Origin of the sequence: Metabacillus niabensis, from assembly GCF_020524345.1 — a bacterium.
Lineage (GTDB): Bacteria > Bacillota > Bacilli > Bacillales > Bacillaceae > Metabacillus > Metabacillus niabensis_B.
This window is the reverse complement of record NZ_JAIVLH010000020.1, coordinates 58,109-84,087: the sequence shown is the minus strand read 5'-3', so window position 1 is coordinate 84,087 and position 25,979 is coordinate 58,109. Positions and strand designations below refer to the sequence as shown.

Here is a 25,979-nt window from a genome sequence, read left to right as displayed (position 1 = left end):
AAATAGTTCAATGAAGGTTAATACCATTACTATCCTCTAGATAAAAAAACTTCAGTAATGAATGTTTTTCTTTTACTAAATAGCTCTTGCACCTTTTACATCATTTAATAGTTAAACATAATTTATCGGTTAAATTTACTAAATTAAGATTTCTTGCTTTTTCTAAGGCTTTATCACATTTTTTAACAAATCATTCACTTCTTGAATAAAAAGAAAAAGACAGCGACTTCCCATTAACATTGCGGAAGTTGCTGTCTCTCTTTTCTATTTTAAATTTGTTACTCACATCTCATGCAATACCTACTTTAAGGGTATCAATTAAATATAAAAGGATGCCCCAACAACTCACGCTGGGACATCCTAAATACAGTCATTTCTTATATTGTGCTTGTGTCGATTACAAAACGATATTTAACATCTGAAGCTAATACGCGTTTGTAGGCTTCGTCAATTTCATCAGCTGAAATCACTTCAATCTGAGGTACAATATTATGTTTTCCACAGAAATCCAACATTTCCTGAGTCTCACGAATACCTCCAATCATTGAACCTGCAAATGAACGGCGATGACCGATAAGAGAGAATACATTCACTGCTAACGGTTCTGCAGGAGCACCAACATTTACCAACGTACCATCTAATGTTAATAGTGAGAGGTACGCACTAATATCAATACTTGCACTTACTGTATTAATGATTAAGTCAAAAGAACCGGCAAGTTTCGTAAATGTCTCGGGATCACTTGTTGCAAAGTAGTCACTGGCACCGAATTGCAGGCCATCTTCTTTTTTCTTCAATGATTGAGACAGAACTGTAACCTCAGCACCCATGGCATGTGCAATTTTGACAGCCATATGACCAAGACCGCCCAAACCGACAACTGCTACTTTTTTACCTGGCCCGGCTCCCCAATGGTTTAATGGCGAATATGTTGTAATACCTGCACAAAGTAATGGTGCTGCTGCATCAAGTTCAATGTTGTCAGGAATTTTCACAACGAAACCTTCTGTTACAACAATGTGAGTTGAATAGCCGCCTTGAGTTGGTTCACCATATTTGTCAACACCAGCGTATGTAGGGATATTCCCTTTTAAACAGTATTGTTCTTCACCTTTACGACAGTTCTCACAGTCTCCGCAAGAGTCAACCATACATCCGACTCCTACTCTGTCACCAACCTTGTACTTTGTAACCTCTGGACCTACATCCGTCACTATACCCGCAATCTCATGTCCGGGAACAAGCGGATAATTCACAGGTCCCCATTCCCCGTGGGCTGTATGAATATCAGAATGGCATATGCCTGCAAATTTAATTTCAATTAAAATATCATGTGAATCAAGGTCGCGCCGTTCAATTTCAGCTGCTCTGAATGGTTTGTCAGGACCATCAACAGCTCTTGCTTTTGCAGTTATCATAAAAATGCCTCCTATAAAGTGAATTTCCAAGAGAATGAACGTTTATTTTTTCTCTTGCAAAACAATAGTAATCCTTATAGTTAACTCTAGGTCAAGTGATATATGTTATTCTTTTTGAAAATTTTAATTTACTTACTTAAAAACACGTCTTTCCTCAGTCCAGGAATGAGTTTGGTTGTTGAAGTCATTATTTAAAACTAACCGTTATATCAAGAAGAAAGAACAATTTATTTTCCAATGAATCCTTTCCCAACAACTGTTTTTTTATCTAAATCAACTAGCACGACAAGATTTCCAGAAGAACCAGTTTGGGAATGGTTAAATGAAACAGAATAAACATTGTCCTTTTGATAGTTATCGTCAACTAAAGATTCTATATCTCCAGTTACAGTTTCTTTTTTTACAATTGAATCTTTAGGGCTAACCGAAATTAAATCTTGTTCTTCATCCGTAAGACTATTGAAGGCAACCATTTCAATCGGTAATTGATCTTCAGACTTAACTGAATTACAACCAATCAACATGATTGATAATGAAATGAGCAGCGGAATAAAAACGGCCTTGTACACGATAGACCTCCCCCTTTATTAATTTGTCGTTGATACTTTGTTGTAAGTTTCGTTTCTTCAAGATCCGATAATAAAATAGGATGAAGATACTTTATGTATGATAAATAAACCTTTCACCCGGAACCATCATATGGAATTTTTTGTTAGGGTAATGATGAAATAGGTAATCGACAAAATAAGCAGGATTCTCTCGGTTATTCGGGAACATATCATAATGAATCGGTACAATGAGGTCGATTCCAACCGTTACAGAAAAGTCTACTGCTTCTCTGGAACTCATGTTTCCAATAATTCCCCTTGATGTGCGGAAATAGTCTGACCCATTTATTGGTAAGAATGCAACATGAGGTCTTACATTCTTTACTTTTTCGATCAGTTCTGATGTAACCATTGTATCCCCACTGTGGTAAATGCGAATTCCATTTACTTCTATTAAGTAACCTAGAAAAACATGATTTTTCAAAGAATCGGTTTCATAATCTGGATGCGCAGCAGCAATAGGTGTGATTTTAAATCCTTTGATCATAAACGATTTTCCATCTTTGGTTGGATGTATAGATATATTTTCCACTTGTTCTTGTACTAAAGAGACTAGCGGTGCTGGGATTCCAAAACTAGATTCAGAAACTCTTGCAATCTCTTTAACACTAGGTAAATCCAAATGATCGTCGTGTCCGTGTGTAATTAATACACCGTCTAAGTCTTGGAGCATTGCCGGGTCAATAACCGGCGGAAAAGCTCTCTTAAATTCAGTCTCAGGATCTTTTTCTTCAATACTACAAGTTAAATAAGGATCAATGCAGAGCAATCCATCCTGTTCTTTTCCTTTTATGAGAATTCCCGCCTGTCCTAAATTCCAAAAGGCGATAGACTCTCCAAAAATATTTGTCTGCTTTATCTCAAAAGCTAATTCTTCACCGCTTTTATAAACCGTCACTACAAGTCCCACCTTTTCACTACTGTTTCAAAGTTAAATATAGCATTACTACTTTTGTCCATCCTTTATCGAAATAGTTATATAAACTCTATAGTTCTAAATCAAAATTATTCGACATATCGTCCCCAATATCCTGTTGGATTCTTTTTATAAAGTAGAATCCAACAAAATATTCTACCGCTTTAATTTTGTTCAAATAAAGAGAAAAGGACCCTTATTTAGATTAAGAGATTAATAAAGACAGATTCACGCATGTCATCTACACTAAAGCGTTACCATTCCACCAATACGTTCACCCCGCAACATAAGTAATTACATATTTTTCAAACTATCTTTTAGTTGTATTTTCAACAAGTATCTTTAATTCAGGATTTGTAATGGAAAAAGCACTCAATTTGGTATCTACAATTATAGTGAACGAAAACAAAATTAGAAATATAAGAGAGTAATCACTTCATGTCAAATAGTCCTTTTTGATAACCCTTACAAATTCATATGCTATAATCAAACCATAAGAAAATGCATAAAAGTATCAGTAATTCTCTAACAGTATGGAGATGGTCTTACCGATGGACAGTTTAGATATTTTCAACGAACTTTCAGAGCTCATTAAACTCCGAATAAATTCTTGTAGTGAAGTTGTACATCCCAATAGTTGGATTGAGAGAAGACAACATAAGGATTATGACTTATGGTGCATTCAAGAAGGACAGATTGAAATTCGCATGAAAGAAAAGGCGTATCTCGCTTCTGAAGGAGATTTAATTCTTTTCACTCCAAAAATTGCCTATACAGCCACAACCCTAAGTACCAGCTGCAAATTTATCTTCACGCACTTCGATCTTAGTCTCGGGGATCACCATCGGATACTAGACAATTTTCAACTGTCTGGCATTATTAATAGCACGCTTGTCGAAGAGGAAATTCGCCTTTTTTTAGATACGTATGACCAATATAAACGTTATGCTCCGATGTCAGGGATTCGTTTGAAAGGATGTTTGACGATTTTAATTGCTAAGATATTGGAACAGTATGGGCACAAACAATATCGAGGGGAATTCACGCATAATCCAACCAATCAGAAGCCAACCATGGATTTTGTTAAGCTTGAGCCAGTATTTGATTTTATTCATGAAAACCTTCATCAAACCATTCGAGTTGAAGAGATTGCTGCAGTAGCGGGTATGTCAGAGAAATATTTTATTTCTTATTTTAAGCAATCTCTTGGTCTGACACCAGGCCGCTATATTTATCAATTGAAAATGAACCGTGCTCGAGAATTATTGTACCTTAAACGATATTCGATCCAGCAAATTGCTAGTATGCTCGGCTATCCTGATCCTTACAGTTTTTCTAAAGCGTTTAAGAAATATTATAAAGTCCCCCCTTCTAAATTTGTTTGGTAAGGTAAATGTTCTATTGATTGTTAAATTCCCTACTTTCCCTACCACCTCGTGATTACGGTCTTTACGCAAGTTACATATTTTTATATCAAATTTCTAGCTGGAAACCCTTTATGTGGAACTCCATTTTTTTCTTCATAAAAAGAATTGACCCCTAATAAATATCATTAGGTCAATTCTTAACAAGTTCATTTCTTTATGTTTAGAAGTGTTATATGATTCGTAGAGTTCAGTAAACAGAGCATTGACTTATTGTATCTAATTCCCATTCAATTGAATTGTCAACAAGTTTTTTTAATTCTTTCAATGTCACATTTGCTATTCTTTCCCCTACATTTTTCTCCTTGATTAGCTCCGACAAGCATAAGGCGCAAAGGAATAAGAAAGACGACCACTGAATGTGATCGTCTATAAAGGTTAATCTGTTCCTAGTATCATTGTTCTGCACTACATGATTATATTAATCATAATAACTACTTCTGAAAGGAATGGAATATTTCCTTCACCTTATGATAAGCAAGCTTTTCTCTTCGATAAATATCTACTAAACCCTTATTATTTTGGGATTTTGGCCTTCCATGAAACCAGCCTTTATCTACCCTGCAATCTGCATACTGCCAGATGATCACACCACTTAAGTCCTCGTCGGATAAAATAGGAGTTATTTGTTCAGTTAAAGCATACACCTGGTATTCTTCAGTCCATTTTTCCTGATTATTACTCCTATGACCATAGATTGCGCCCGCTCCTATTTCACTAATCAGTAATGGTTTATCCGCTCCACCCATACTATTAACGAAATTTTTAAGATTGGCCAAAGAGTCTTTTACTGGTGTATCATGGTACCAAAACGGATAGATATTAAAAGAGACAATATCAACCAGATCCAGGCAAGAATCTGAGCCTATATGAGCTTCAAGACTGGCGAAGGATACCGGACGACTTGAATCCAGACTCTTAATAAGTTCAAACTGCCTGGCATAGCACGATCTTCCAAACTCCGTATTGCTCACACATTCATTTAAAATCCCCCATACATAGATAGACGGATGGTTTATATGGTTTTCAATCATTTCTTGAATACAATCTAAACTTTGTTTTTCAAAGTTTTTATGTCTCATCTGCTTTTCACTTAACCCTCTTGCATGAGACTCTTCCCACACTAGTATCCCATTTTCATCACATAAATCCAGGAAACGCTCATCATTAGGATAATGGCTAGTACGAACACAATTTGCACCTAATGATTTAATCATTTCGATATCACGATACATTGCTTCAATGGGAATCGCACATCCAAATTCCGCATAATCTTCATGGCGGTTTACACCTTTGATTATCACTTTTTCTCCATTTAACAATATATCCTTTCCGTCGACTTTTATATCACGAAAGCCTACTCTATCTATGATATCGTCCACTACTTTATCATTATGCAAAAGCTTGGCATCCATCATATACAATTTAGGATTTTCCAATGTATAGGTAGTTGCAGAAGGAAATTCAAAGGAATTCTCCAAATTTGTTTCAGCATGAGGAGAAAGTACTTTGTCAGAAAAGGAAACCTCCTCATCTCCGATCTTAATTTTCAGCGTTATATTATTTTGCTCATTGGAAAGATTTCTTACCGAGGAACGGATTGATGCATACCATTTTCCATTTTTTCGATATGGAATAAAGTGTACGTTTTTTATAAACATATCACCTATTTCCTCCATTACTACTGGACGGGTAATTCCACCATATGAATAATAATCATTGCTCACATGCAGAGCAGACTCCTCGTGAAAAGAATTATCCACCTTAACCTCTAACAAATGCTCACCATAAGGTATATCCTGTAATAATAAGCTAAATTCCGTATAGGCATTATAATGATAGCCAACAGGTTTCTTGTCTAAATAGACATGTGCCGTGTGGCTGACTCCTTTGAATACCAAACGGACATTCCCACCAAAAGATACTTTTTTAGAATAAACCGCTTTTCCTTTATACGACGCAAGCTTTGGATTGCTCTCCCAGCAACCTGGAACAAGCATCTTGAATTCCTCTTGTTTTCTCTCCTCTGAATTCAGAGTATGGAAATCCCAGATTGGGTTAAGAGGGATTTCTTTACGTACAATGTGATTTTGAAATAATCTTGTATTCATACATTTCCTCCATAAGGTTAGTTATCTACAATTATAGAAAACTAATCCAGATATGGAATGCAAGAGAGTAAGCACTTCATGTCAAAAAGTAATATTAGATAGTCCATATAAATTCAATTGGTATAATAGACTCTAATATAATTATGTCTAAAAGTTTGGGATTTGATCATTTCCAATGAACTCTCAGATCTCGTCATGCTTGGCATAAATTTTGTAGTGAGGTTGTGTTGATTAAGAGAAAGCAAGCACCATAAGATGATGACTTATGGTGCTTTCAAGGAGGAAGGGAGAAATTCGTAATTGACGAGGTGTTTCGGGAGTTGACGACGCAAACAAATAAGGTTATTATATGTTTCATTTCCCTAATATCCCCAAAAGAAAGTTAGCGTCCAACAATGGAATTTATTAAGCTAATCCCCCCATTTCTTACCATAAAGCAAGTGGCTGTTTCATGCTAGGTTTTGGATAGACTGAATCTATTTGCTTCAAATCCTGCTGTGTTAATTGAATCTCAGCTGCTTTCACATTGTCTATTACATGAGCAGTTTTACTAGATTGTGGGATAGCAATTGTTTGACCATTTCGAATACACCAAGCCAATAAAATTTGAAAAATAGTTGCATGATGTTTTTCAGCAATTTCCTTTAAAACTTTTTGTTTCGTTAGATTAGTACCCAAACGATCACCACGAGCAACTGGGGCATAGGCGATTAATGGCATTTCAAGTTTGTTCATCATAGGTACTAAATCGAATTCAATTCCTCGATCTCCCAAATTATAACGTACTTGATTTGAATCACATTTTATTCCATCAGGTAATTTCATTATTTTTTCTAAGTCATCAACATCTAAATTAGAAACACCCCATGACTTGATTTTCCCCTGACTTTTTACTTTCTCCAAGGCTTCAATCGTTTCTTCAATAGGTATAGGTCCTTTCCAATGGAGTAAGTATTGATCTACATAATCTGTATTTAATCTTTTTAAACTATTTTCTACACTAACAGGTATTTGCTTTTTTGAGGCATTTGAAGGAAGAACTTTTGAAATGAGAAATAATTCTTCACGGTTATAAGGCTTAATAGCATGTGCAACTAATCTCTCCGCATTTCCATCTCCATACATTTCAGCAGTATCAATAACTTGAACACCATGATCAAGACCAGCTCTTATTGCTTCTACTTCATGTTCAAATGTATCTGCTTTGTCTCCCATATTATAAGTTCCTATTCCTATGGGAAAAACTTTTCTTCCTGAAATTTTTACTTTATTCATTTTTTCACTCCTCCTTATCTGAAAATTTTCTAATCTCGGACCAGTGCAGAATTAGAAACTTGTTTTGAAGGACTAAAGCTGTAGTTTCTAAGGAAAATCATGGCCAAACTTAGAATCAATGATAAGATTCCCACTAATACAACGTATTGTGTACCCATTTCTGATATAAGTAACCCACCTGCCGCTGCGCCAACTGTTGTTCCTACGTTACAGGCTGATATAAATAAACCATTTGCAAAATCAGGAGCTTCCGGAGCCGAAGAAGAGATTAAATATTGATTAATATTGGCCATGATTCCCCCAGCCAATATACCCCACATGAACGTGATGATTACCATAGGCACGGCAAACTCTCCAGTGAAGAATAAAAGGATGTAAACGATACTCAATAATAATGGAAAAGATACGATAGACTTAATTGGATGATTAGTAAGTACCTTCCCTGCAACGATGTTTCCAATAATATTTGCTCCACCGAATATGAATAACGTTAAACTGATCATTTTTGGAGACATTTGGGTAACCGTTTCCAAGTACTCGGCAATATAACTATATACCCCGAATACAGAGGCATTTAATAAAATGACTGCGACTATTGAGATCCATATGATCGATTTTTTTAAAACAGCAAGTTGTTCACCGTAAGATTGCCTTTCCTCAACAGGCATAGAAGGCACGAAAATCAATGTAGCAACCAATACAAATACATTTACTATCGCAAAGAAGGCCATCGCCATTTCATACGAAACAGCACTATCGATAAAACTTGCAATTGGGACGCCTGCTACCATACCGGCAGATATGCCTATGAATACTTTTGAAACAGCTTTTGGAGCTTCTTCAGGTTTTACTGAGGAAGCAGCTACTGTAAATGCCATGGAACAGTAAACCGGATGAAAAAGAGCTAGTGCGATCCGGATGATTAATAGAAAGGTAAAGTTGGTTACAAAAACAGATATGATGTTTCCAACAACGAAAACACTTAGTACAAGTAACATGACCTTCTTCCGATTGATCCCGGATAACAATAACGGCATCGTTGGTCCAGATATAGCAATTGCTAAAGCAAAAAGACTCACCGTTAATCCTGCTGTTGCTATGCTGACATTGAAGTTATCAGCAATGGAAGGCAATAATCCAATAACCCCCATCTCCGTATTTAAGATACCAAAAACACCGATGGTTAATATGAAAATCAACAATTTATTACCTTTCATTAAAAACAACTCCTAAAATAGATGCCCCCTTTAAGCATAGGAGGCATTTTATTAAAATTTCTTCTCGAGGAAATACATATATATTGTTTGCATGTGAGATAACATTTTCTCTTCCTGTTATCTTTATCCTTTGTTATTTATTTTAACTACGCCTTTTCCATATAGCCAATACCTATATCTCATATCATGATATAGATAATAAGCATACACGAACTGTTAGAAGGAGTTTAGAGCTTGAGGTCGATGTGATGGGACGGCTTGGCGGGGGCTGATAAACTTTGATAGATTAATTGAGCCAACTAATTTATTTATCCAAATACAATTTATATAAATAAAAAACGCCTCATTCCATTATTACAAAAGGAATTAAGGCGTCAATATCACGGTTTATTAATAGAATAAATGAATCAAATCTGCTTTTTCAATATTTCCGAAATATTTTTTAACATCAATGTTATCAAATACTGTCTTAATCGCTTCTTTTTCATATCTTGCACCAATTAATGCATTTTCCACTTCTTCAACATCAACGGCACCGAAAAAATCACCATATATTTTACAATTTTCTATGATGCCCTTTTGTACTTCAAGTCGAATATCAATTTGACCAACTGGAAAACGGTGTGAGTGCTGATAGTTAAATTTCGGTGATTTCCCATAATTCCAATCCCAATTTTGATAACGTTCTTCTGAGATTTGATTAATTTTTTTCCAATCATCCTCTGTAAGGTCATAAGTTGGAATCGAATCAGTTCCGTCGAATATATAGCGAAGCAAAAGCTCTCTAAATTGTTCAATTGTAATGCGTTCGTTTAAATATTCGCTAATATTTGCTACTCGACTCCGAATGGATTTAATCCCTTTTGACTCAATTTTATCTTTTCTAACTTTTAACGCAGCAACGACACTATCAATTTCTGAATCAAATAATAATGTACCATGAGAAAACATTCTCCCTTTTGTCGAAAATTGAGCATTTCCGGAAATCTTTCGTCCATCACCAGCAATAATATCATTTCTTCCACTCAACTCTGCTTTCACACCAAGTTTTTCAAGTGCTTGTACAACAGGTTCGGTAAACTTTTTGAAGTTATGAAAACTTTCTCCATCATCCTTGGTAATAAAACTAAAATTCAAATTCCCTTCATCATGGTAAACAGCTCCGCCGCCTGACAACCTTCTCACAACATGAATATGATTTTCTTCTACATAAGAAGTATTAATTTCTTCAATGGTGTTTTGGTTTTTCCCGATTATAATCGATGGTTCATTTATGTAAAATAATAAATAGGTTTGATTGGGATTTAAATGTTTAACCGCATACTCCTCGATGGCTAAATTTATTCTCGGATCTGTGATTCCTTTATTATCAATAAAAAGCATTATATTTTTCCTCCAATTAACGTTAATTGAACTACTAATTAGGGCTTCTGTCTTAAGCAAAATAGCGGCCCATCATTTTTTTAGGTCTTGGGAAATTGATTCTAAAGTAACATTAAGGACCTCTTTTTAAGATACTGCATAATTTTATTTGGAGCAAGATTTTGGGCTGGGATGGTGATAAATGGAGGTGGGATTTACCTGTTATAAATATATTCTTTTCTTTCCTATGGATTCGATTCGTTTAATTCATTCATTCCACTTTTTATCTTGAACAAAGTTTCATCTATCCTATATCTAGATAGCAAAATGTCATTAGCGTAAACACTAATGACATTTAAACTTTTTCTATTCAAATACTTATTCTGCTTCACCCACAACAGTAAACCGTTCATTTATATGTTGTGGATTTTCAACTTCATCCAATACGGCAATAGCATAGTCAGCATAGCTAATATAACTTTCACCTTTTGAATTAACCAAAAGGTTATCTTTTCCAGACTGATATGAACCAGTTCTTTTTCCTTCAGCATCAAACAACGCAGAAGGACTAATAAAAGTCCAGCTAATAGTAGAAGCTTCCTGTAATTCTAGTAAGTTACGTCCTTGCCCTTTGGCGGTCGGGGTAAATAGATCTGGAAAGTAAGGTGTTTCCATTACCTTAACTGTTTTGTGTTCGTCGAAATAAAGGCTTCCAGCTCCACCTACAATAATCGCCCTTGTACTTGTACCTTTTAATGCCTCAATTAATGCATGTCCAGCATCCACATGAGCTTGCTCTTCACCAAGAGGAGCACCAAATGCGTTAACAACTACTTCAAACTTCTGCACATCATCAGAAGTGAGATCATATATATTTTTTTCAATAACTGCAACGTTTAAGTTTTGAAGCATCTCTTACAATAGCTGTCACTTCATGCCCACGGCTAACTGCTTCTTTTAAAATAAGACTTCCCGCTTTACCACTTGCCCCAATAATTGCAATTTTCATTTTATAATCCTCCTAATAATCTAACTTGTAATAAAATAAATTACAGGTGTATTATTATGATACATCTATTTTCGGAAGGTGAGAAAAATGTCAATTAGTAGTCGGTTTTCTGTAGGAATTCATATACTAGCTCTTATTGAGATAAATAAAAGCGGAATAAGCACTTCAGAGTTTTTAGCAGGAAGCGTAAACACAAATCCTGCTGTTATCAGAAAGATTATGGGTATGCTTAAAAATGCAGGGTTGGTAAAAGTCCGTCCTGGCGTTGCAGGAGCTGCACTTACAAAAGAATTATCTGATATAACACTATTTGATGTTTATAAGGCAGTGAATGTTGTACAGGAAAAAGAGTTATTCACCGTACATGATAATCCAAACCCTGAATGTCCTGTAGGTAGGAATATCCAGGAAACAATTGAACCGTTATTTACAGCTGCTCAATTGGCAATGGAAAAGGTTTTAGGAAGCCTTACTCTAGAAGATGTTGTGAAGTCTATTTCTACTAAAGAAAATAGATGTTAAGAAAGATTCCAGGAGTATGTCTTTTCTATTTGGACTTGTACTGCGTTAAATACAACCATTTAAATCTTTAAGTTGTAATGATACAATCGGCCTGTTTGTGAAAGAAAAAGATAGGGCTATACTCGGGTATTCATCCTTCAAGACGTGTTAATAACACTTATTGTTCGTTCCTGATACAATAAAAAAACGCCTCATTTCCAGTATTACCAAGGATTTAAGGCGTTTTAATTACTCAATTTTAGTTGTATTAATAGATATTTTACACGAAGTTCAGCATTCAAGAATAATAGGGAGTTTCCTCGCGCCCGATTGTTGAATACCAGAAAGTTTTTATTTGCTTGTTTAATAAAAGAAAGTTAATTACTATTCATTATAACTAGGTTGAATATAGCCAAAATTAATTCCTTTAGTTACAGCTTCTAATGAAGATGATACATTCAACTTGTCAAATATATGCTGAATATGATTTGAAACTGTACGTTCGCTTGCAAAAACAATAGAAGCAATATCTTTACGCTTATACCCATTGGCTAGTAATTGTAAAATTTGTTTTTCACTATCAGTCAATTCTTCTACAATTTCCGAGGACTTTGGAAAATAGTAAGTACCATTATTAATATCAATTAATATTTCCAATAATTTATCTGGCATAATATTTTTATTAATAAAACCACTTACACCAATCTTTTTTGCTTCATGTCGATAAACGGGGAGATCATAACCTGTCAACATTACTATTTTAGTTTTACATCCTCTATTAATAATGTTTTTAGCTAGCTCTAAACCATCTTCATTGCTTATATTGCTTAAATTGATATCGATTAAAGTAATGTCCGGCTTGACGTTTTCTATTACTGACATAACATGATCGATATCTTGTATTATAGAAAATTGATTAATTTGAACATAATCCTCAAAGGCAATCTTTAAACTCTTTGCAAATAAAACATGATCATCGATTAATAAAATATTGATAGGAATCCTCTCCTTTCATAAAAATTTGAATACAGACAGATAAACCATTAGGTTCGTTATTCAAAATAGTCATTTTACCATTTAATAAGAATAATTGTTCATTGATAGAGTTAAGTCCTTTATGATGAGTAGATCCAACTTTTCCATATACCTTTTCCTTTAATCCTGTTCCATCATCCGATACTATTAGTTCAACTTTTTCCTTGTCCTGTTTCAATGTTACCGTTATCTTTGAGCATTGAGAATGCTTTATTGCGTTTGTAACCAGTTCTTTTAAAATCCGATAAACAACAAGATGATAGGGATCAACTAAAAATAGACCATTCATGCAGTTGAAAATTATTTCTATTTCTCCTTTTCCATAATTCTGCTCTAATGTTTTCAATAGATAACTATAATTTTCTTTTAAGGTGAGTGATTTTAATAAGGTTGGATGGAATTCTTGCATCTGATCTCGTATTGACAGATTTAGGTTATCTAACGTTTCAAAAATGATTGTTTGAACTTCTTCTTTGTCCGATTTATTAATCATGTTTTTTATGGATAATATATCTTGTAAAATTTCATCGTGTAAATAATTGGATACATTGCCTTTTAGTTCTTCCTCTTTCCTCACTTGCATCAAATTATGAGCATAAAAATTATCACGGGCTACTTTGTAATTATCTTTTTCCAAAATAGTGCCTTGCAGTTCTTTATACAATAATGTAAAACGAAGTAATACAAACAAAAGAATCATGTGAATGACGATAAAATGACTTATTATATTAAATCGAAATAACAATCCAAGTAAAAAAATACTGATAAGTGCTAAAAAGCACATCACATAAACATTTGTTTTCTTAAATGGAATATATGCCTCCACACTACCAGTGTTTTTAAAAGCAATTGAATGAACACTAAATAAAGGGAAAATAATCATCACATACCACCCAAAATTACTTAGGTATTCTGGTTTGTCAGCAAATATCATTACGTATCCAACAAATGAGACAAAAATAATGAGACCTGTTTTAAGAAAATGCTTTTTCTCACTAATTAAGACAAAGGAAATTCGTTTGCGATGCTTTAGAAATAGAAAAGTAATACAGCCAATGCTTAAAACCCACTGAAGGAAAAATAGTACCGCAAACAACCTTTCGTTTATAAATAAGGATATTAGCGTCAACAGGCATATGAACGTTAAAGTCCAGCCTATTCTCTGTTTATATGTATAGGTAGTATCCTGAAAAAAGAAGATGAACAAAAATTGAACCGATTTATACAGGATTACAACGCTTAGTAATGTACTTAATGTATAAAAAGTACTACTTCCATCTAAAGAAAATAAAAATTGCCATGCTACTAAAATTAATAAGTTTGTAAATCTAGATAGTGTGATATTCCCTTTAATATTTTTATAACTTATATAGGACGCATCTATAATAATTAAGGATATAATAATCAATGGTATTAAATTTTCCATTCCAGCAAAGTTGTTCAATGTATACTGATAACATAAATACAAGATAACCAGAATTTGATTCAGTAAAATAAAAAGTTGCTTTCTCTCATAGGATTTTTTCATAATCTTATTACCTCTGTTCACTTTCTAAAATCATTATACAATCTATTTTTAAGAAAAACTGATAGACATCCACTGTCCATCAGCTTTTTTGATAAATCTAATTTGTATAAATAATTTTATAACAAGCTCTTTTTGTTACTAAAAAATAAATAATATAAACAATTGTAAAAATAACTACAGCTAGCAATATAGGAAGTATAAAGGCGCTATTTCTTCCTAGCAAATCATCCATTAGAGCCGACTTGTAGGCTATTATAGCAAAGGTACTATGTGTTACACCTAAAACATATGGGATGCCAAACAAAGCCAAAATTTGTTTGTTAATTATTTTCTTCATCATTTTATTGTTATAACCCATTCGATTTAATATCATAAAGTCGTCTTTATCCGCCATTATACTAGAAATATTATGGAAGTAGAGTATACTCCCCGTTGCAACAAAAAAGATAATGGTAACAAAGGAAATAAGTAAAAATGTAGAACTATTCGCTTGGGTAATGACTTCATTTCTTTGATAACTACTTGAAAAATAAGGGTCATCTTTAAACAGTGGTTCTAGATTTTCATAAACTTCTTTGTTATCTCTCATATTTTGTCCATCAATACTCATTATCGTTTTTTCAGGAAGATCATATGTCTTTATTTTTTGATAAAGGGTATCTGAAATGATTAATGTTCCAATGCTATTCGCAAACCCAATTGGATTTATTAAGGTGGTCTCTTTGACCATTACTTTTACGTTATCACTAGCTGACAAATTTAAATTATAGACATTCCCTTTATCGGGATCACCTTCCTCTGGCCGATACTTTACTAAAATTGCCTCATCATCATTCAACTTTTCAATTTTTGCAGCTTTGTTTTGAAGCTCTATAAGCTCCCTATAATCTGATTCGGAAATCAAATCAAAGCCCGATGCTTCCTTAACGTTATATTCAAAAGGTAAGTTGGCTGAAGAGGATATTACTTGTATAATCGTTGTTTCACTATATCTCATATCTTTAACATTATTCGTCCCCTTCACTATCTCAAGTGCTTTACTCGCCAGCCCTTTATCTTCTACCGGAAATTCTATAGCTGATGGGATAATCCGTTCCGTGGCTGCTACCGGATAATAAACAGAAAGTACAGTTGAAGCAAAAAGAGAGAGTGTACCGGCAGCTAATAATGTTAATAAGATTAAAGTCTTTGCCTTTGACCGGATTTTATATTTGAAATTTGGCAGGACAATAATATTCATTTCCTTGTAAAGCCAGTTTTTTCTTTGCTCTAATTTATGGATCGAGAAAGGTAAAAACGAATGGATAAAAAAGATGGTTCCTATTACTACTGTTAACATAGTCAGAAGTGCCATTGGTGAAAATCCAATCGTTTTCCATAATGATTCTACACCTCTAGTAATGTCAAACGCTAATATGTACCCAAGAACCATGAATAACAATCCTACAATGGATAGGCTCAACCTGACTTTAATTTTCTTTTCTTCACGCTTTTCCATGCGAACCAAATTTAAGACAGAGCTATTTCGAAGAACAATCCAATTTGAAAAAAACAATACAATCAAAACAGCAAATACAAAGGTTAAAGTAAAAAGAATCGCGCCATAGTTAAATAACGGAATCGCTGATGTTTCAATTTGCAATTTTAATACCCTAATAATGACCTCAATAATACCTTTGTGAAGAATGGCCCCCAATATTACCCCTGTAAGCAACGATAATAAACAAATTACAACATTTTCAATGGTTAACAACTTTAACATACTTGCTTTTCTATATCCTAAAAGAGAATAGATTCCAAGTTCCTTCGTTCGTCGTTTCAAAAAGAAAGAGTTTGAATAGGACATGTAAAATAATACGAAGGCCATAACAAAAACGGCAACTGTTTTTGACATGGTTTCCACCCTACCATCGGATGATATTTTCTCCATAATAATATCGTTCATGGCAAAAGAGATGAAGGAGAAAAATACCATTAATACAAAGGCAACCGAAATAAAGTAAAGAGAATAAAAAGAAAAGTTCTTTTTTAAATTCTTATATGCTATTTTTAATAAACCCAAGGATATCAACTCCTATTCGTTGGAAACTTCAATGCTTGTGACTTCTGTTAAAATATCTTCAAGGAATTCTTTTCTAGTACGATTATTTCTTCTTATTTCCTTAATAATATTTCCATCCCTAAACATGAGAATTCTACTTGAAAAACTAGCGGTATAGGCATCGTGAGTCACCATTAAGATAGTAGTTTGAAGTTCCTCATTCACCTCTCTTAACTTGTGTAACAAGGCTGTTGCAGATTTTGAATCTAATGCACCCGTTGGTTCATCTGCAAATAGAAGTGAAGGTTTTTTTATAATAGCCCTTGCTGCAGCTACTCTTTGTTTTTGTCCACCAGAGAGTTGATTAGGGTACTTAGATAGCTGTTCTTTTATTCCGAAACGCTCTGCTAGACTATTTATAGACACTTCAATTTCTTGTGGAGATTTTTTTAACAATGTAAGTGGAACTGAGATATTTTCCTTTACAGTTAAACTATCTAATAAATAATACTCTTGAAAAATAAAACCTAAATTACTTTTCCTAAAATCAGCAGCCTTTTTTTCATTTAGTTTATTGATGTTTACCCCATTGATTACAATATCTCCACTAGTAGGCCTATCAATAGTCGATAAAATGTTTAGTAATGTTGTTTTGCCCGAACCTGAAACTCCCATAATTCCAATAAATTCACCTGATTCAATATCAAGGGATACTTTATTAAGTCCTGCTACCTGATTTTTGTTATAAACCTTTACTACATCTCTTGCCGTTAATATCGCTTTCACTTTCATTGCCCCTTTCAAGTTATTTACACGATTAGTTTAAAACTTATACTTGAAGGGAGCATGAGTAAAAAACGCAATGTTTCACCTAAAGCCTTATTCCTTAGTAACAATCGGATATATTATTTAACAGATGCTTCCTAATTAATCGATATCACTTTAATGTTATTTTCACATTAAACTGTATAAACCCAGCTATCTTCATATGTTGAGAAGATAAACTGGGTTTCTTATTTACATGCAAGCATTTTTAATCTATTTCAAATCAGCCAGCTTAAAAATTGTTTTTATTCAACAAATCTGGCCTGATTGATGAAGATGAAGATAGAAATATGAATAGAATCCGGTACTTCTCTTCTTCTAGATGTGTTAATAACACTTATGCATAGTTCCTGATCTAATAAAAAACGCCTCAACTCCAGTACTTTCAAGGAATTAAGACGTTTTAACAAATCATTTTCAGTTGTGTTAATAGATATTTTACACGAAGTTAGAGATTTTAAGAATAATAGGGAGTTTCCTCCCCTCTTATCAAAACTGTTCATTATTATATCCAACTGGAAAAGCATTTAACTTAGTTTAGTTAGATAAAATATGAAATTAGATCTTCAACACTCTTGCTCGTTTGTTGAAGGTCACCTTGCTAATGCACAGTATATTTGAAGTGCGAAATAATGACAGATATTTTTAGTTACTTTTGTAAATATTTGTGATATCTTATCAACGGTGATATTTATGTTTATAAAAGAATTAATTATTAACTTAGCAATTCTTTGTTCTTTAATCTTTCTATATACACAATTTACAAAATCTTCTCCATTGAAGAAAACATCTTCACTCCAAAAAAAACTGTTAATAGGCATATTGGGTGGTCTGTTTAGCAATGTGTTAATGCACTTTAGTATTAATATTGAAAATGCAATTGTAGATCTCCGTCATATACCTGTAATTTTACTTGCATTTTATGGTGGATCTGTGCCTGCTTTAACTTCAATGTTACTTATCATAGTTGGCCGTTTTCTAATTGGAATAAATACTTCTTCCTATGCTGCGTTGATTCTTATTGTTCTAATTACATTTACTTCTATTTATTTTTCGAACAGTAAATTATCAGAAAAAGTAAAAATATTTTTGACTATGACCATTTCGAATATTATTTTTACTTTAGTTATTTCTTACCTAATAAGAGATATTAAAATTTTAATGGTACTAGTGCCTTTATATTGGGGTATTTCATATTTATCAGGTTATTTTAGTTACTACATACTGACATATCTACGAAACTCCCAAGAGCTTTTTGATAAATATAAATCTGAATCATCTACAGATGGTCTAACTGGACTATATAACGTAAGGAAGTTTGACGAACTTTTCAACACAATTCTTAAAAACATAGAATCAAAGGACGAAATGTTATCCTTACTTTATATTGATATTGACTACTTTAAGAAAGTAAATGATATTTACGGTCATACTGAAGGCGATATTGTACTAAAAGAACTTGGATCTTTATTAAAAAAATCCACAAGATCTTTCGATATTGTTAGTCGTAATGGTGGAGAAGAGTTTACTGTAATCTTATTAGACTGTCCATTAGATCGAGCAAAAGAAATAAGTGAACGAATTAGAGGAAATGTTGAGAAACATTCTTTCTTTTTAGGATCAGGTGAACAGATTTCAGTAACTGTCTCTATTGGCGTAGCATGCTTTAAAGATACAACTAAAGATTCAAACTTACTAATTGAAGATGCTGATAGAGCTCTTTATGTAGCTAAAAGGTCAGGTCGTAATCGAGTTTGCGTTGCAAAAAATTAAATAAATTAGGGCAAGGGGTTTCTCCTTGCTTTTTTTGTGTCGTATTTATTGTCTACTACGAAATACATAAGTTACTCAACAATCTGGCCTGTTTGCTGAAGAAAGAGATATGGATAGAGACTGGTGTTTATCCCCCAAGACGTGTTAATTACACTTATCTTTTAGTTCCTGATCTAATAAAAAAACGTCTCAACTCCAGTATTTTCAGGGAGTTAAGACGTTTTAACTACTCATTTTCAGTTTTTTTAATAGATATTTTACACGAAGTTAAGACTTTAAGAATAATAGGGAGTAAACAATTACTCACATTCTCCACAGGCTGAATAAAGCCAAAGAACACGCCTTTCCTCTTCTTTAAATTCATGCGCACTATTACGGAATAAAACACATAAATTAGATTCAATCTGGGCATTAATTAAAAAGAGGATTAAGAATAATAGCAACTTGTAGATATACCAAGATTAACATATATAGTCCGTTATCCAATTGGTCCTTGCAAATAAGCTCCGCTTCGCTTTTTCTAAAAAAGCATTAATACTAGCAATTAAATACTTGTAAAAGAATTTTTCATGTCTAATTCAAATTAGCCCTATTAAGGACAACACTTCTGTCATTCAAAAATTCCTCAATCGATCTAACATGCCTGACACATAAAAGAAGCATTGAGGATATCCCCCAATGCTTTTCTTGTATTTATTAAACTAGCAGTGGTATGATCAGACCGGAAAGTAGTAAAATCAACGCTCCTCCTAATCTCGATGAAATTTGCGCAAATGGCATTAATTCCATTCTTTTTGCTGCAGATAACACCGCAACATCACCGGTTCCACCCATGTTAGCCATACATAAACCTGCTGTAATCGCTGCTTCAATTGGATAGAAACCTACTAATTTCCCTAAAAGACCTGCTCCAATAATTGCTCCTAATACCACACCAAATACTGTTAGAATATATTCAAGTGTAAGTGCTTCAATTACAGTATTTAAATCTGTGTATGCAACACCAATTCCAAATAATAGTGCAAATGTCCAGTTACTAGCTACAAACTGATACCACTGACTAGCACCATCAAGTACAATAGGTGGGATTATATTTGCAACCTTCATAAACGCAATTAAAATGATCATAATTGCATATGGATGTAATGGTATAAACGCTCCCAAAAGATTTCCAAGTGTAAAGAAAGCTAATGCAGCCAATAACCCTACACCCATTTTTTTAATGTCATATTTTTGTTGAGGTTTCTCATACTTAAATCCTTTAACCAATTGTCCATCACCTGATAGTGATGGGAATTTTTTGCCTACCATATCTAACACACTAGCAAGAACAATCGCGAATACATTTCCTAGAGCTAGTGCCGGTACGAGCATTGAAATATAATAGCTTGGTTCATTTCCTAACATTTCAGAATAGATTTGACTCATCGGCACAGCACCAGCACCCATTCCGCCGCCCATAATCGGCAGTGTAATAACTAATATCGCGTCCTGAAGTGTAAAACCTACTAAGGAACCGATAATACTTGCTAGTAAAATGGCACCAATAACAGCACCAAAGATGGGAAGGAAATAACGTAAACCTACTTTTACTAAGATTTTTGAATTCATTCCCAAAATACTACCTGTAATTAATGCCGCAATATAAAAGTCTAGAAAACCGCCTGTTTGCATGAAATCTGTAACAGATGTTGTGATTGATTCTGGAAGCAACCCGCTGTATACCATGTAAGCAGATCCAAAGATCGCTAAAATGGCTCCCCCACCTAAAAATGTTTTCATAATTGGTGTGCGATCGCCAATCCAGCCAAATACTTCACCTAATACAATCATCACTAGTAAACTACCGATCATTCCACCTGGTAAGTTTCCAGTAAACATACTAACTAATGTAATCGCTGCGAATAGTCCAAACCACAAAACAGGTGTATTAAACACAGCTATTTTCGTTTTTGACTCTAACTGATTTATCTTTGTGTTTGTTTCATAGGAGACTTTTTTTGCTGTTTGTTCCATAAATAAACCCCTCACTTCCATAGATTTAATTCTATACTCAATCTGAAGCTGAGCACTTTTTCAAAGAGAAGCTTGCCACTGCCTTTCTTATTACACATGATTTCAACATTTAATTTTTCTTTAAGGCACTTTTCATAAAGAGTATTGTTTTTACAATTAGAAATTTGAACAGCTGTTGATTAGAGCAGATATGCGAGACTCCATCTTAGAGAAGCGTATTAAGAGAGACCCTGCAAGTGCAAAGCACTTAGGAGGGCTCCTGAGACCTCCCGCTGAAGGCGAGTAACTACACTAGAAATCAACCCCAAGTTATTAGCATGAAAATCATTTAAATCAACAAAGAATGCGAAAACAGCTTTTATTAATAATAAAAATGCTTCTCTTCCAAACTTAAGTTCCTGTATGTTGTTCTGTCTTAAACAATGGCTTGTAATAGATCTCCTTTTGGTAATCGCTTTCATTTACCAATCAAATAATACTTGAAAATTCAAACAACTTATACCTTTTGTAATTATTGAAGTCTTTTGTAATTAAAAAAAGCAGCCCCCGCTGCTTTTTTTAATTACTCATATTGCACAAGAATCGATTCGTTTTCTTCATTAAACATATAAGAATAAAGAGGTCTACCTATACCATAGGTTAATGTTTCATCAATAACATGAATCTCATTTAAGAATTTTAAATACTTTCGGATTGAAACTCTAGAAATATCAGTGATTTCTGCAACTTCATCTGTCGTAAACGGATGATTCCCTTGTTCTTTAATAGCATTAAAAACGATAGTTAAAGTCTTTTTAGATAATCCTTTCGGCAGAGGCTTTAATGGTTCAGTCGCAGTTAATTCATCCTGTTTTACTAGGAAGAGCTCGTCTAAGTCCTTTTGCTTCATCTTACTTTGCTGACTTAGTATGAAGAACTTTTCTTTATAAGAGATAAGTGCTTGATGGAACCTCTCAAATTCAAATGGTTTAATTAAATAATCTACAGCTCCATATCTTAAAGCTGTTTGAATTTTATCTACATCAGATGCAGCAGTAATTAAAATGACATCTAATTCTTTTTTTTCTTTTCTAATTTTACTTAATAAAGTTAACCCATTTTCGCCTGGCATGTAGATATCTAAAAGGACTAGATCAACTTTTTGATTGTTAATGATTTTTGTCGCTTCATTTACCGAATGTGCCACACCAACTAAAAAGAACCCATTAATTTCTTTTAAGTATCGCTTATTAAACTCTGCTACCATTGGGTCATCATCTACAATTAAAACATTAATCATTTGTCTCCTCCTATCGGTTGTAAGGAATTTGAATGATAAACTCTGTGCCTTTTTCAACACTTAAATTTAGTTGAATGGATCCTCCTAACGTTTTGACACTTTTGCTCACTAAATATAAACCGTAGCCGCGATTTTGTCCCTTTGTCGAATACCCTTTATTAAAAATGTGAGTAAACTGTTCTTCTTTAATCCCCGGACCTGAATCTCTGATTTTAATTAAAAGTTGATTTTTATTATAGTTTAACTTTACCTGCAGCTTCTTTTCCTTCATTTCACTCATAGCTTCTATCGCATTATCTATGACATTTCCGATAATGGTAATTAATTCATGAGTCACATGATCTTCGCTAGGTTTTGGTATGATTGTCTCATTATCTATTTTCATGTCTACCTTATTTTCCCTTGCAGTACTAAGCTTGCCCATAATAAATCCAGCGAGGACAGGATCTTTAATATCTTTAGTCACATAACTAACTTCGTTTACACGATGATCAACAATTTCATTTATAAAATCCATTAACTCATCATAAAATTCCATCCTAACCATTCCAAGAATAACATGGAGCCGATTCATAAACTCATGTGACTGCGCACGCAATGCTTCAGCATATATCCGAACACCTGTTAATTGTTCTGCCAATTGATGAACTTCCGTTTTATCCCTAAAAGTTGAGATAGCTCCGACAATTTCTTTGTTGACAATCAATGGAGCTCGATTAGTTAAAAGTGTCACACCATTGACCGCTATCTCTTCATCTTTTTCAGACGTTCCCGTTTTTAACACCCGATCCAACTTTGAGAATGGTAGATATTCGGTTAGTTTCATACCTACAGGATTATCCGATAGGCCGATATTCGTAAATATTTTCAAAGCTGATTTATTGACTAGTGTTATTGTCGAATTTTTGTCTACTGCAATTATCCCTTCATGTACAGAATGAAGCATCGTATTTCGTTCTTCATGAATTTTTGCAATCATAAACGGCTCTAATCCAAATAAAATCTTTTTTATATATCTCGCTAGGAAAACTGCGCCTACGATACCGACTAAAATACCTACAATAGATCCAATAAAAATATTTTTATGACCTTTTTTAAGTGCTTTTTCAACATTATTAAGTAATATTCCGACAGAAACTGCTCCTATCTGTTCATTTTGCTCATTATAGATAGGAGTGAATGAACGTAATGACTCCCCTAGTGTACCTTTCGATATAGAAATATGTTCTTCTCCAGTTAATACCACCTTCTCATCACCGCCAACAAAACGTTTCCCAATCTTTTCTGAATCAGGATGAGATTTTCTAATTCCGTTCATATCCAACACTACAACAAAAAGAACATCAGCTGCTTGTTGAATATCAACTGTATACTCTTGGATTGCCCCACCATCATCTTCTTTCTCGAGCCCACTTATAACGATTTCAGATTTGGCAACTGTTCTTGATATAATCTTTGCTTTTTCTTCCTGGTTGTTACGAATAGATTCACTAACTGTATGACTAATTAATAAATCAGTTAAAAGCAATGATATAAGAACAACTAAGCATACAAAGAAAATAATTATAGTACTTAGCTTATATTTTTGTTTTGACAATGAATCCACTCCTAAAAAATTTCCTGGATTTAATATAAAAAACCTTACCTAAACAGATTATTAGGAAGGCTAAAAAAGCAAAATATCTCTCTTAATAATACATAATCCAGGATTCATGTTGAAGCAATTTCCTTAAACCAGAAATACGAATCGAATTCACCTTTTCATGTATATCTTTTAAAATGAGTGCTTGTTTATTTAAATCAAGATTAAAAATATGACCTTTACAAATTTGCAAAGATTCATTTTGATAATGAGTAATTGTTAGCAAACGATTTTTTGTTAATTCTTTTAAGAACATCTCTTTGGTTCCTCTTTTGCTAGCGATCTATCTATTAAAAGGCTCTAGTTAACGTTTACATTACTAATGTTTTTAAAGCCTTGAACACCTTTTCTCTCCTTATAGAATCAAAGTATGTTCAAGGCTTTAAAAGCTTATAGCTTTATTGATAAATCGTAAACTTATTTTACTACTAGTAGATCCTCATGAGGTTCTTTTGAATTCAATTCTTTTCTTGCAACTCCTGAATTTATGGCTGCATCTGCAACAGCTTCTGCAACATGTTTTGCTACTCTTGAATCAAATGGATCCGGAATAACATAATCAGCGTGAAGTTCTTCACTGTTAATTAGTCCAGAAATTGCATAAACTGCAGCAACTTTCATTTCTTCGTTAATTTCCTTCGCACGAACATCTAAAGCTCCGCGGAAAATTCCAGGGAATGCAAGGACATTATTCACCTGATTTGGGAAATCAGAGCGTCCAGTTCCAACAACAAGTGCTCCCGCTTCTTTTGCCTCTTCAGGCATAATTTCTGGTACCGGGTTAGCCATAGCAAAAATAATTGGATTCTTATTCATCGAACGAACCATCTCTTTTGTAACTGCTCCTGCCGCAGAAACCCCAACAAACACATCAGCACCTTCCAATGCATCTGCTAATGAGCCTTGTTTTTGCTCTTTATTTGTAAGATCTGCCATTTCTTCTTTGAATTTATTCATACCAACTGGACGATCTTTATAAATAATTCCTTTTGTATCGCATAAAATGACATCTTTTACACCCATATTTAGCAACAACTTAACAATCGCTACGCCTGCAGCTCCAGCCCCATTTGCTACAACACGAATATCCCCAATTTTTTTGTTTGCGAGTATAAGAGCATTAATAAGTCCTGCAGCTGTCACAATAGCTGTTCCATGTTGATCATCATGAAAAATAGGGATATCGCACTCTTTGCGTAAACGATCTTCAATTTCAAAGCATTGCGGTGCAGCAATATCTTCTAAGTTTACTCCGCCAAAAGTAGGTTCTAACATTTTGACGTGCTCAACAATTTTATCCGTATCAGTCGAATTTATACATAGAGGAAAGGCATCGACATTTGCAAATTCTTTAAATAACAATGCCTTTCCTTCCATAACTGGCATAGCTGCTTTCGGTCCGATATCTCCAAGCCCAAGGACAGCAGTTCCATTTGAAACAACCGCAACAAGATTTCCCTTCATTGTGTAATCATATACTCTGCTTTCCATCTCATGAATTGCCAAGCAAGGCTCAGCTACACCAGGTGAATAAGCAAGACTTAAATCTTTTGCATCCCGTACTTGGACTTTAGAGTATACACTAAGTTTTCCTTGATTTTCTTTATGCATCTTCAATGCTTCTTCGCGTAATGTTGACATAACTGAATCTCCCTGCCTTTGTTGAAATTTACCACTAATTGAAAATAATAGATTAGCATATTAGTTTCTATATAAATCACTGATCATATTAGAAGGTAACAAATATACTTTTTAGATATACAAATCAGGAGAAAAAAAGCGCTTTCTATTTACTGTGATATGATTGGCTCTCCTTCTTTAACAAAAATTATAGTATTTTTTAGAAGACTTCATAGTTTTTGTAACTTTTTAAACTATTTTTTAATTTAAATAAGTTTTGCTCAAAAAAGCACACTTTTATTGTTTTATATAATACTTGTGAGAAAAGAGCCTAGTTTATATTCTGCTGAATCTCATGCAAGGAGTAACTTTCTAGTTC

19 protein-coding genes and 1 pseudogene are annotated in these 25,979 nt (G+C 33.8%); 3 read left to right on the top strand and 17 right to left on the bottom strand.

All coding sequences use genetic code 11. From position 1 onward, the window contains the following. Window positions 1-377: 377 nt before the first annotated feature. The 3 genes from LC095_RS20185 to LC095_RS20175 all read right to left on the bottom strand — a co-directional run bounded on the left by LC095_RS20185 (window position 378) and on the right by LC095_RS20175 (window position 2,924). Window positions 378-1,418, bottom strand: a complete 1,041-nt coding sequence (locus LC095_RS20185; RefSeq protein ID WP_226529876.1) for an NAD(P)-dependent alcohol dehydrogenase — start codon at window positions 1,416-1,418, stop codon at window positions 378-380. Between the two features lie 227 nt (window positions 1,419-1,645). Further along, the gene (locus LC095_RS20180; RefSeq protein WP_226529875.1) at window positions 1,646-1,987 is read right to left on the bottom strand and encodes a hypothetical protein; all 342 of its coding nucleotides are present in this window, start codon (window positions 1,985-1,987) and stop codon (window positions 1,646-1,648) included. 91 nt (window positions 1,988-2,078) lie between these two features. Continuing rightward, window positions 2,079-2,924, bottom strand: a complete 846-nt coding sequence (locus tag LC095_RS20175; protein WP_226529874.1) for an MBL fold metallo-hydrolase — start codon at window positions 2,922-2,924, stop codon at window positions 2,079-2,081. Window positions 2,925-3,493: 569 nt separating this feature from the next. Between LC095_RS20175 and LC095_RS20170 the strand changes: the two genes are divergently transcribed. After that, on the top strand, window positions 3,494-4,330 hold the full coding sequence (locus tag LC095_RS20170) for an AraC family transcriptional regulator (protein WP_226529873.1): 837 nt from the start codon (window positions 3,494-3,496) through the stop codon (window positions 4,328-4,330). A 470-nt stretch (window positions 4,331-4,800) separates the two neighbouring features. On the opposite strand, the gene LC095_RS20165 is transcribed toward LC095_RS20170, so the two are convergent. From LC095_RS20165 to LC095_RS20145, 5 genes and pseudogenes are all read right to left on the bottom strand, one after another. Then, window positions 4,801-6,477 (bottom strand): glycoside hydrolase family 2 protein, encoded by a 1,677-nt coding sequence (locus LC095_RS20165; RefSeq protein ID WP_226529872.1) that lies wholly within the window; start codon window positions 6,475-6,477, stop codon window positions 4,801-4,803. Window positions 6,478-6,903: 426 nt separating this feature from the next. Further along, a complete protein-coding gene (locus LC095_RS20160; protein WP_226529871.1) occupies window positions 6,904-7,752 on the bottom strand; it encodes an aldo/keto reductase in 849 nt (282 codons plus the stop codon). A gap of 29 nt (window positions 7,753-7,781) precedes the next feature. After that, window positions 7,782-8,969, bottom strand: coding sequence for an MFS transporter (locus LC095_RS20155; protein WP_226529870.1), 1,188 nt, complete (start codon window positions 8,967-8,969; stop codon window positions 7,782-7,784). A gap of 390 nt (window positions 8,970-9,359) precedes the next feature. Further along, window positions 9,360-10,352, bottom strand: coding sequence for a lipoate--protein ligase (locus tag LC095_RS20150; RefSeq protein WP_226529869.1), 993 nt, complete (start codon window positions 10,350-10,352; stop codon window positions 9,360-9,362). A 357-nt stretch (window positions 10,353-10,709) separates the two neighbouring features. Continuing rightward, window positions 10,710-11,340: pseudogene (locus LC095_RS20145) on the bottom strand (NAD(P)-dependent oxidoreductase). Between the two features lie 87 nt (window positions 11,341-11,427). Between LC095_RS20145 and LC095_RS20140 the strand changes: the two are divergent. Further along, window positions 11,428-11,862, top strand: a complete 435-nt coding sequence (locus tag LC095_RS20140) for an Rrf2 family transcriptional regulator (protein ID WP_226529868.1) — start codon at window positions 11,428-11,430, stop codon at window positions 11,860-11,862. A gap of 363 nt (window positions 11,863-12,225) precedes the next feature. Here the strand turns inward: LC095_RS20140 and LC095_RS20135 are convergent, their stop codons facing one another. From LC095_RS20135 to LC095_RS20120, 4 genes are all read right to left on the bottom strand, one after another. Then, window positions 12,226-12,786 (bottom strand): response regulator transcription factor, encoded by a 561-nt coding sequence (locus tag LC095_RS20135; protein ID WP_319005828.1) that lies wholly within the window; start codon window positions 12,784-12,786, stop codon window positions 12,226-12,228. A gap of 28 nt (window positions 12,787-12,814) precedes the next feature. After that, on the bottom strand, window positions 12,815-14,404 hold the full coding sequence (locus tag LC095_RS20130; protein WP_226529867.1) for an ATP-binding protein: 1,590 nt from the start codon (window positions 14,402-14,404) through the stop codon (window positions 12,815-12,817). Window positions 14,405-14,501: 97 nt separating this feature from the next. Beyond that, entirely contained in the window at window positions 14,502-16,466 is a 1,965-nt protein-coding gene (locus LC095_RS20125; RefSeq protein ID WP_226529866.1) for an FtsX-like permease family protein, read from the bottom strand. A gap of 12 nt (window positions 16,467-16,478) precedes the next feature. Continuing rightward, window positions 16,479-17,231, bottom strand: a complete 753-nt coding sequence (locus LC095_RS20120) for an ABC transporter ATP-binding protein (RefSeq protein ID WP_226529865.1) — start codon at window positions 17,229-17,231, stop codon at window positions 16,479-16,481. Between the two features lie 732 nt (window positions 17,232-17,963). Between LC095_RS20120 and LC095_RS20115 the strand changes: the two genes are divergently transcribed. Further along, entirely contained in the window at window positions 17,964-19,043 is a 1,080-nt protein-coding gene (locus tag LC095_RS20115; protein WP_226529864.1) for a GGDEF domain-containing protein, read from the top strand. A 696-nt stretch (window positions 19,044-19,739) separates the two neighbouring features. Here LC095_RS20115 and LC095_RS20110 read toward each other — a convergent pair. The 5 genes from LC095_RS20110 to LC095_RS20090 form a co-directional block, all read right to left on the bottom strand. Next, window positions 19,740-21,059 (bottom strand): 2-hydroxycarboxylate transporter family protein, encoded by a 1,320-nt coding sequence (locus LC095_RS20110; RefSeq protein WP_226529863.1) that lies wholly within the window; start codon window positions 21,057-21,059, stop codon window positions 19,740-19,742. 562 nt (window positions 21,060-21,621) lie between these two features. Continuing rightward, on the bottom strand, window positions 21,622-22,338 hold the full coding sequence (locus tag LC095_RS20105; protein ID WP_226529862.1) for a response regulator: 717 nt from the start codon (window positions 22,336-22,338) through the stop codon (window positions 21,622-21,624). 10 nt (window positions 22,339-22,348) lie between these two features. After that, window positions 22,349-23,935, bottom strand: a complete 1,587-nt coding sequence (dcuS, locus tag LC095_RS20100; protein ID WP_226529861.1) for a DcuS/MalK family sensor histidine kinase — start codon at window positions 23,933-23,935, stop codon at window positions 22,349-22,351. A 91-nt stretch (window positions 23,936-24,026) separates the two neighbouring features. Then, the gene (locus tag LC095_RS20095; RefSeq protein WP_226529860.1) at window positions 24,027-24,236 is read right to left on the bottom strand and encodes a hypothetical protein; all 210 of its coding nucleotides are present in this window, start codon (window positions 24,234-24,236) and stop codon (window positions 24,027-24,029) included. A 161-nt stretch (window positions 24,237-24,397) separates the two neighbouring features. Beyond that, window positions 24,398-25,621 carry an NADP-dependent malic enzyme gene (locus LC095_RS20090; RefSeq protein ID WP_226529859.1) on the bottom strand — a complete coding sequence of 408 codons (1,224 nt, stop codon included), beginning with the start codon at window positions 25,619-25,621 and terminating at the stop codon, window positions 24,398-24,400. Between the last annotated feature and the right edge of the window lie 358 nt (window positions 25,622-25,979).

What these genes read in the sequence shown, in the direction of transcription:
- LC095_RS20115 (WP_226529864.1), top strand. Translation starts at nt 17,964, where the DNA reads ATGTTTATAAAAGAATTAATTATTAACTTAGCAATTCTTTGTTCTTTA.
- LC095_RS20130 (WP_226529867.1), bottom strand. Translation starts at nt 14,404, where the DNA reads ATGAAAAAATCCTATGAGAGAAAGCAACTTTTTATTTTACTGAATCAA.
- LC095_RS20185 (WP_226529876.1), bottom strand. Translation starts at nt 1,418, where the DNA reads ATGATAACTGCAAAAGCAAGAGCTGTTGATGGTCCTGACAAACCATTC.
- LC095_RS20150 (WP_226529869.1), bottom strand. Translation starts at nt 10,352, where the DNA reads ATGCTTTTTATTGATAATAAAGGAATCACAGATCCGAGAATAAATTTA.
- LC095_RS20090 (WP_226529859.1), bottom strand. Translation starts at nt 25,621, where the DNA reads ATGTCAACATTACGCGAAGAAGCATTGAAGATGCATAAAGAAAATCAA.
- LC095_RS20095 (WP_226529860.1), bottom strand. Translation starts at nt 24,236, where the DNA reads ATGTTCTTAAAAGAATTAACAAAAAATCGTTTGCTAACAATTACTCAT.
- LC095_RS20160 (WP_226529871.1), bottom strand. Translation starts at nt 7,752, where the DNA reads ATGAATAAAGTAAAAATTTCAGGAAGAAAAGTTTTTCCCATAGGAATA.
- LC095_RS20165 (WP_226529872.1), bottom strand. Translation starts at nt 6,477, where the DNA reads ATGAATACAAGATTATTTCAAAATCACATTGTACGTAAAGAAATCCCT.
- LC095_RS20170 (WP_226529873.1), top strand. Translation starts at nt 3,494, where the DNA reads ATGGACAGTTTAGATATTTTCAACGAACTTTCAGAGCTCATTAAACTC.
- LC095_RS20155 (WP_226529870.1), bottom strand. Translation starts at nt 8,969, where the DNA reads ATGAAAGGTAATAAATTGTTGATTTTCATATTAACCATCGGTGTTTTT.
- LC095_RS20140 (WP_226529868.1), top strand. Translation starts at nt 11,428, where the DNA reads ATGTCAATTAGTAGTCGGTTTTCTGTAGGAATTCATATACTAGCTCTT.
- LC095_RS20110 (WP_226529863.1), bottom strand. Translation starts at nt 21,059, where the DNA reads ATGGAACAAACAGCAAAAAAAGTCTCCTATGAAACAAACACAAAGATA.
- LC095_RS20105 (WP_226529862.1), bottom strand. Translation starts at nt 22,338, where the DNA reads ATGATTAATGTTTTAATTGTAGATGATGACCCAATGGTAGCAGAGTTT.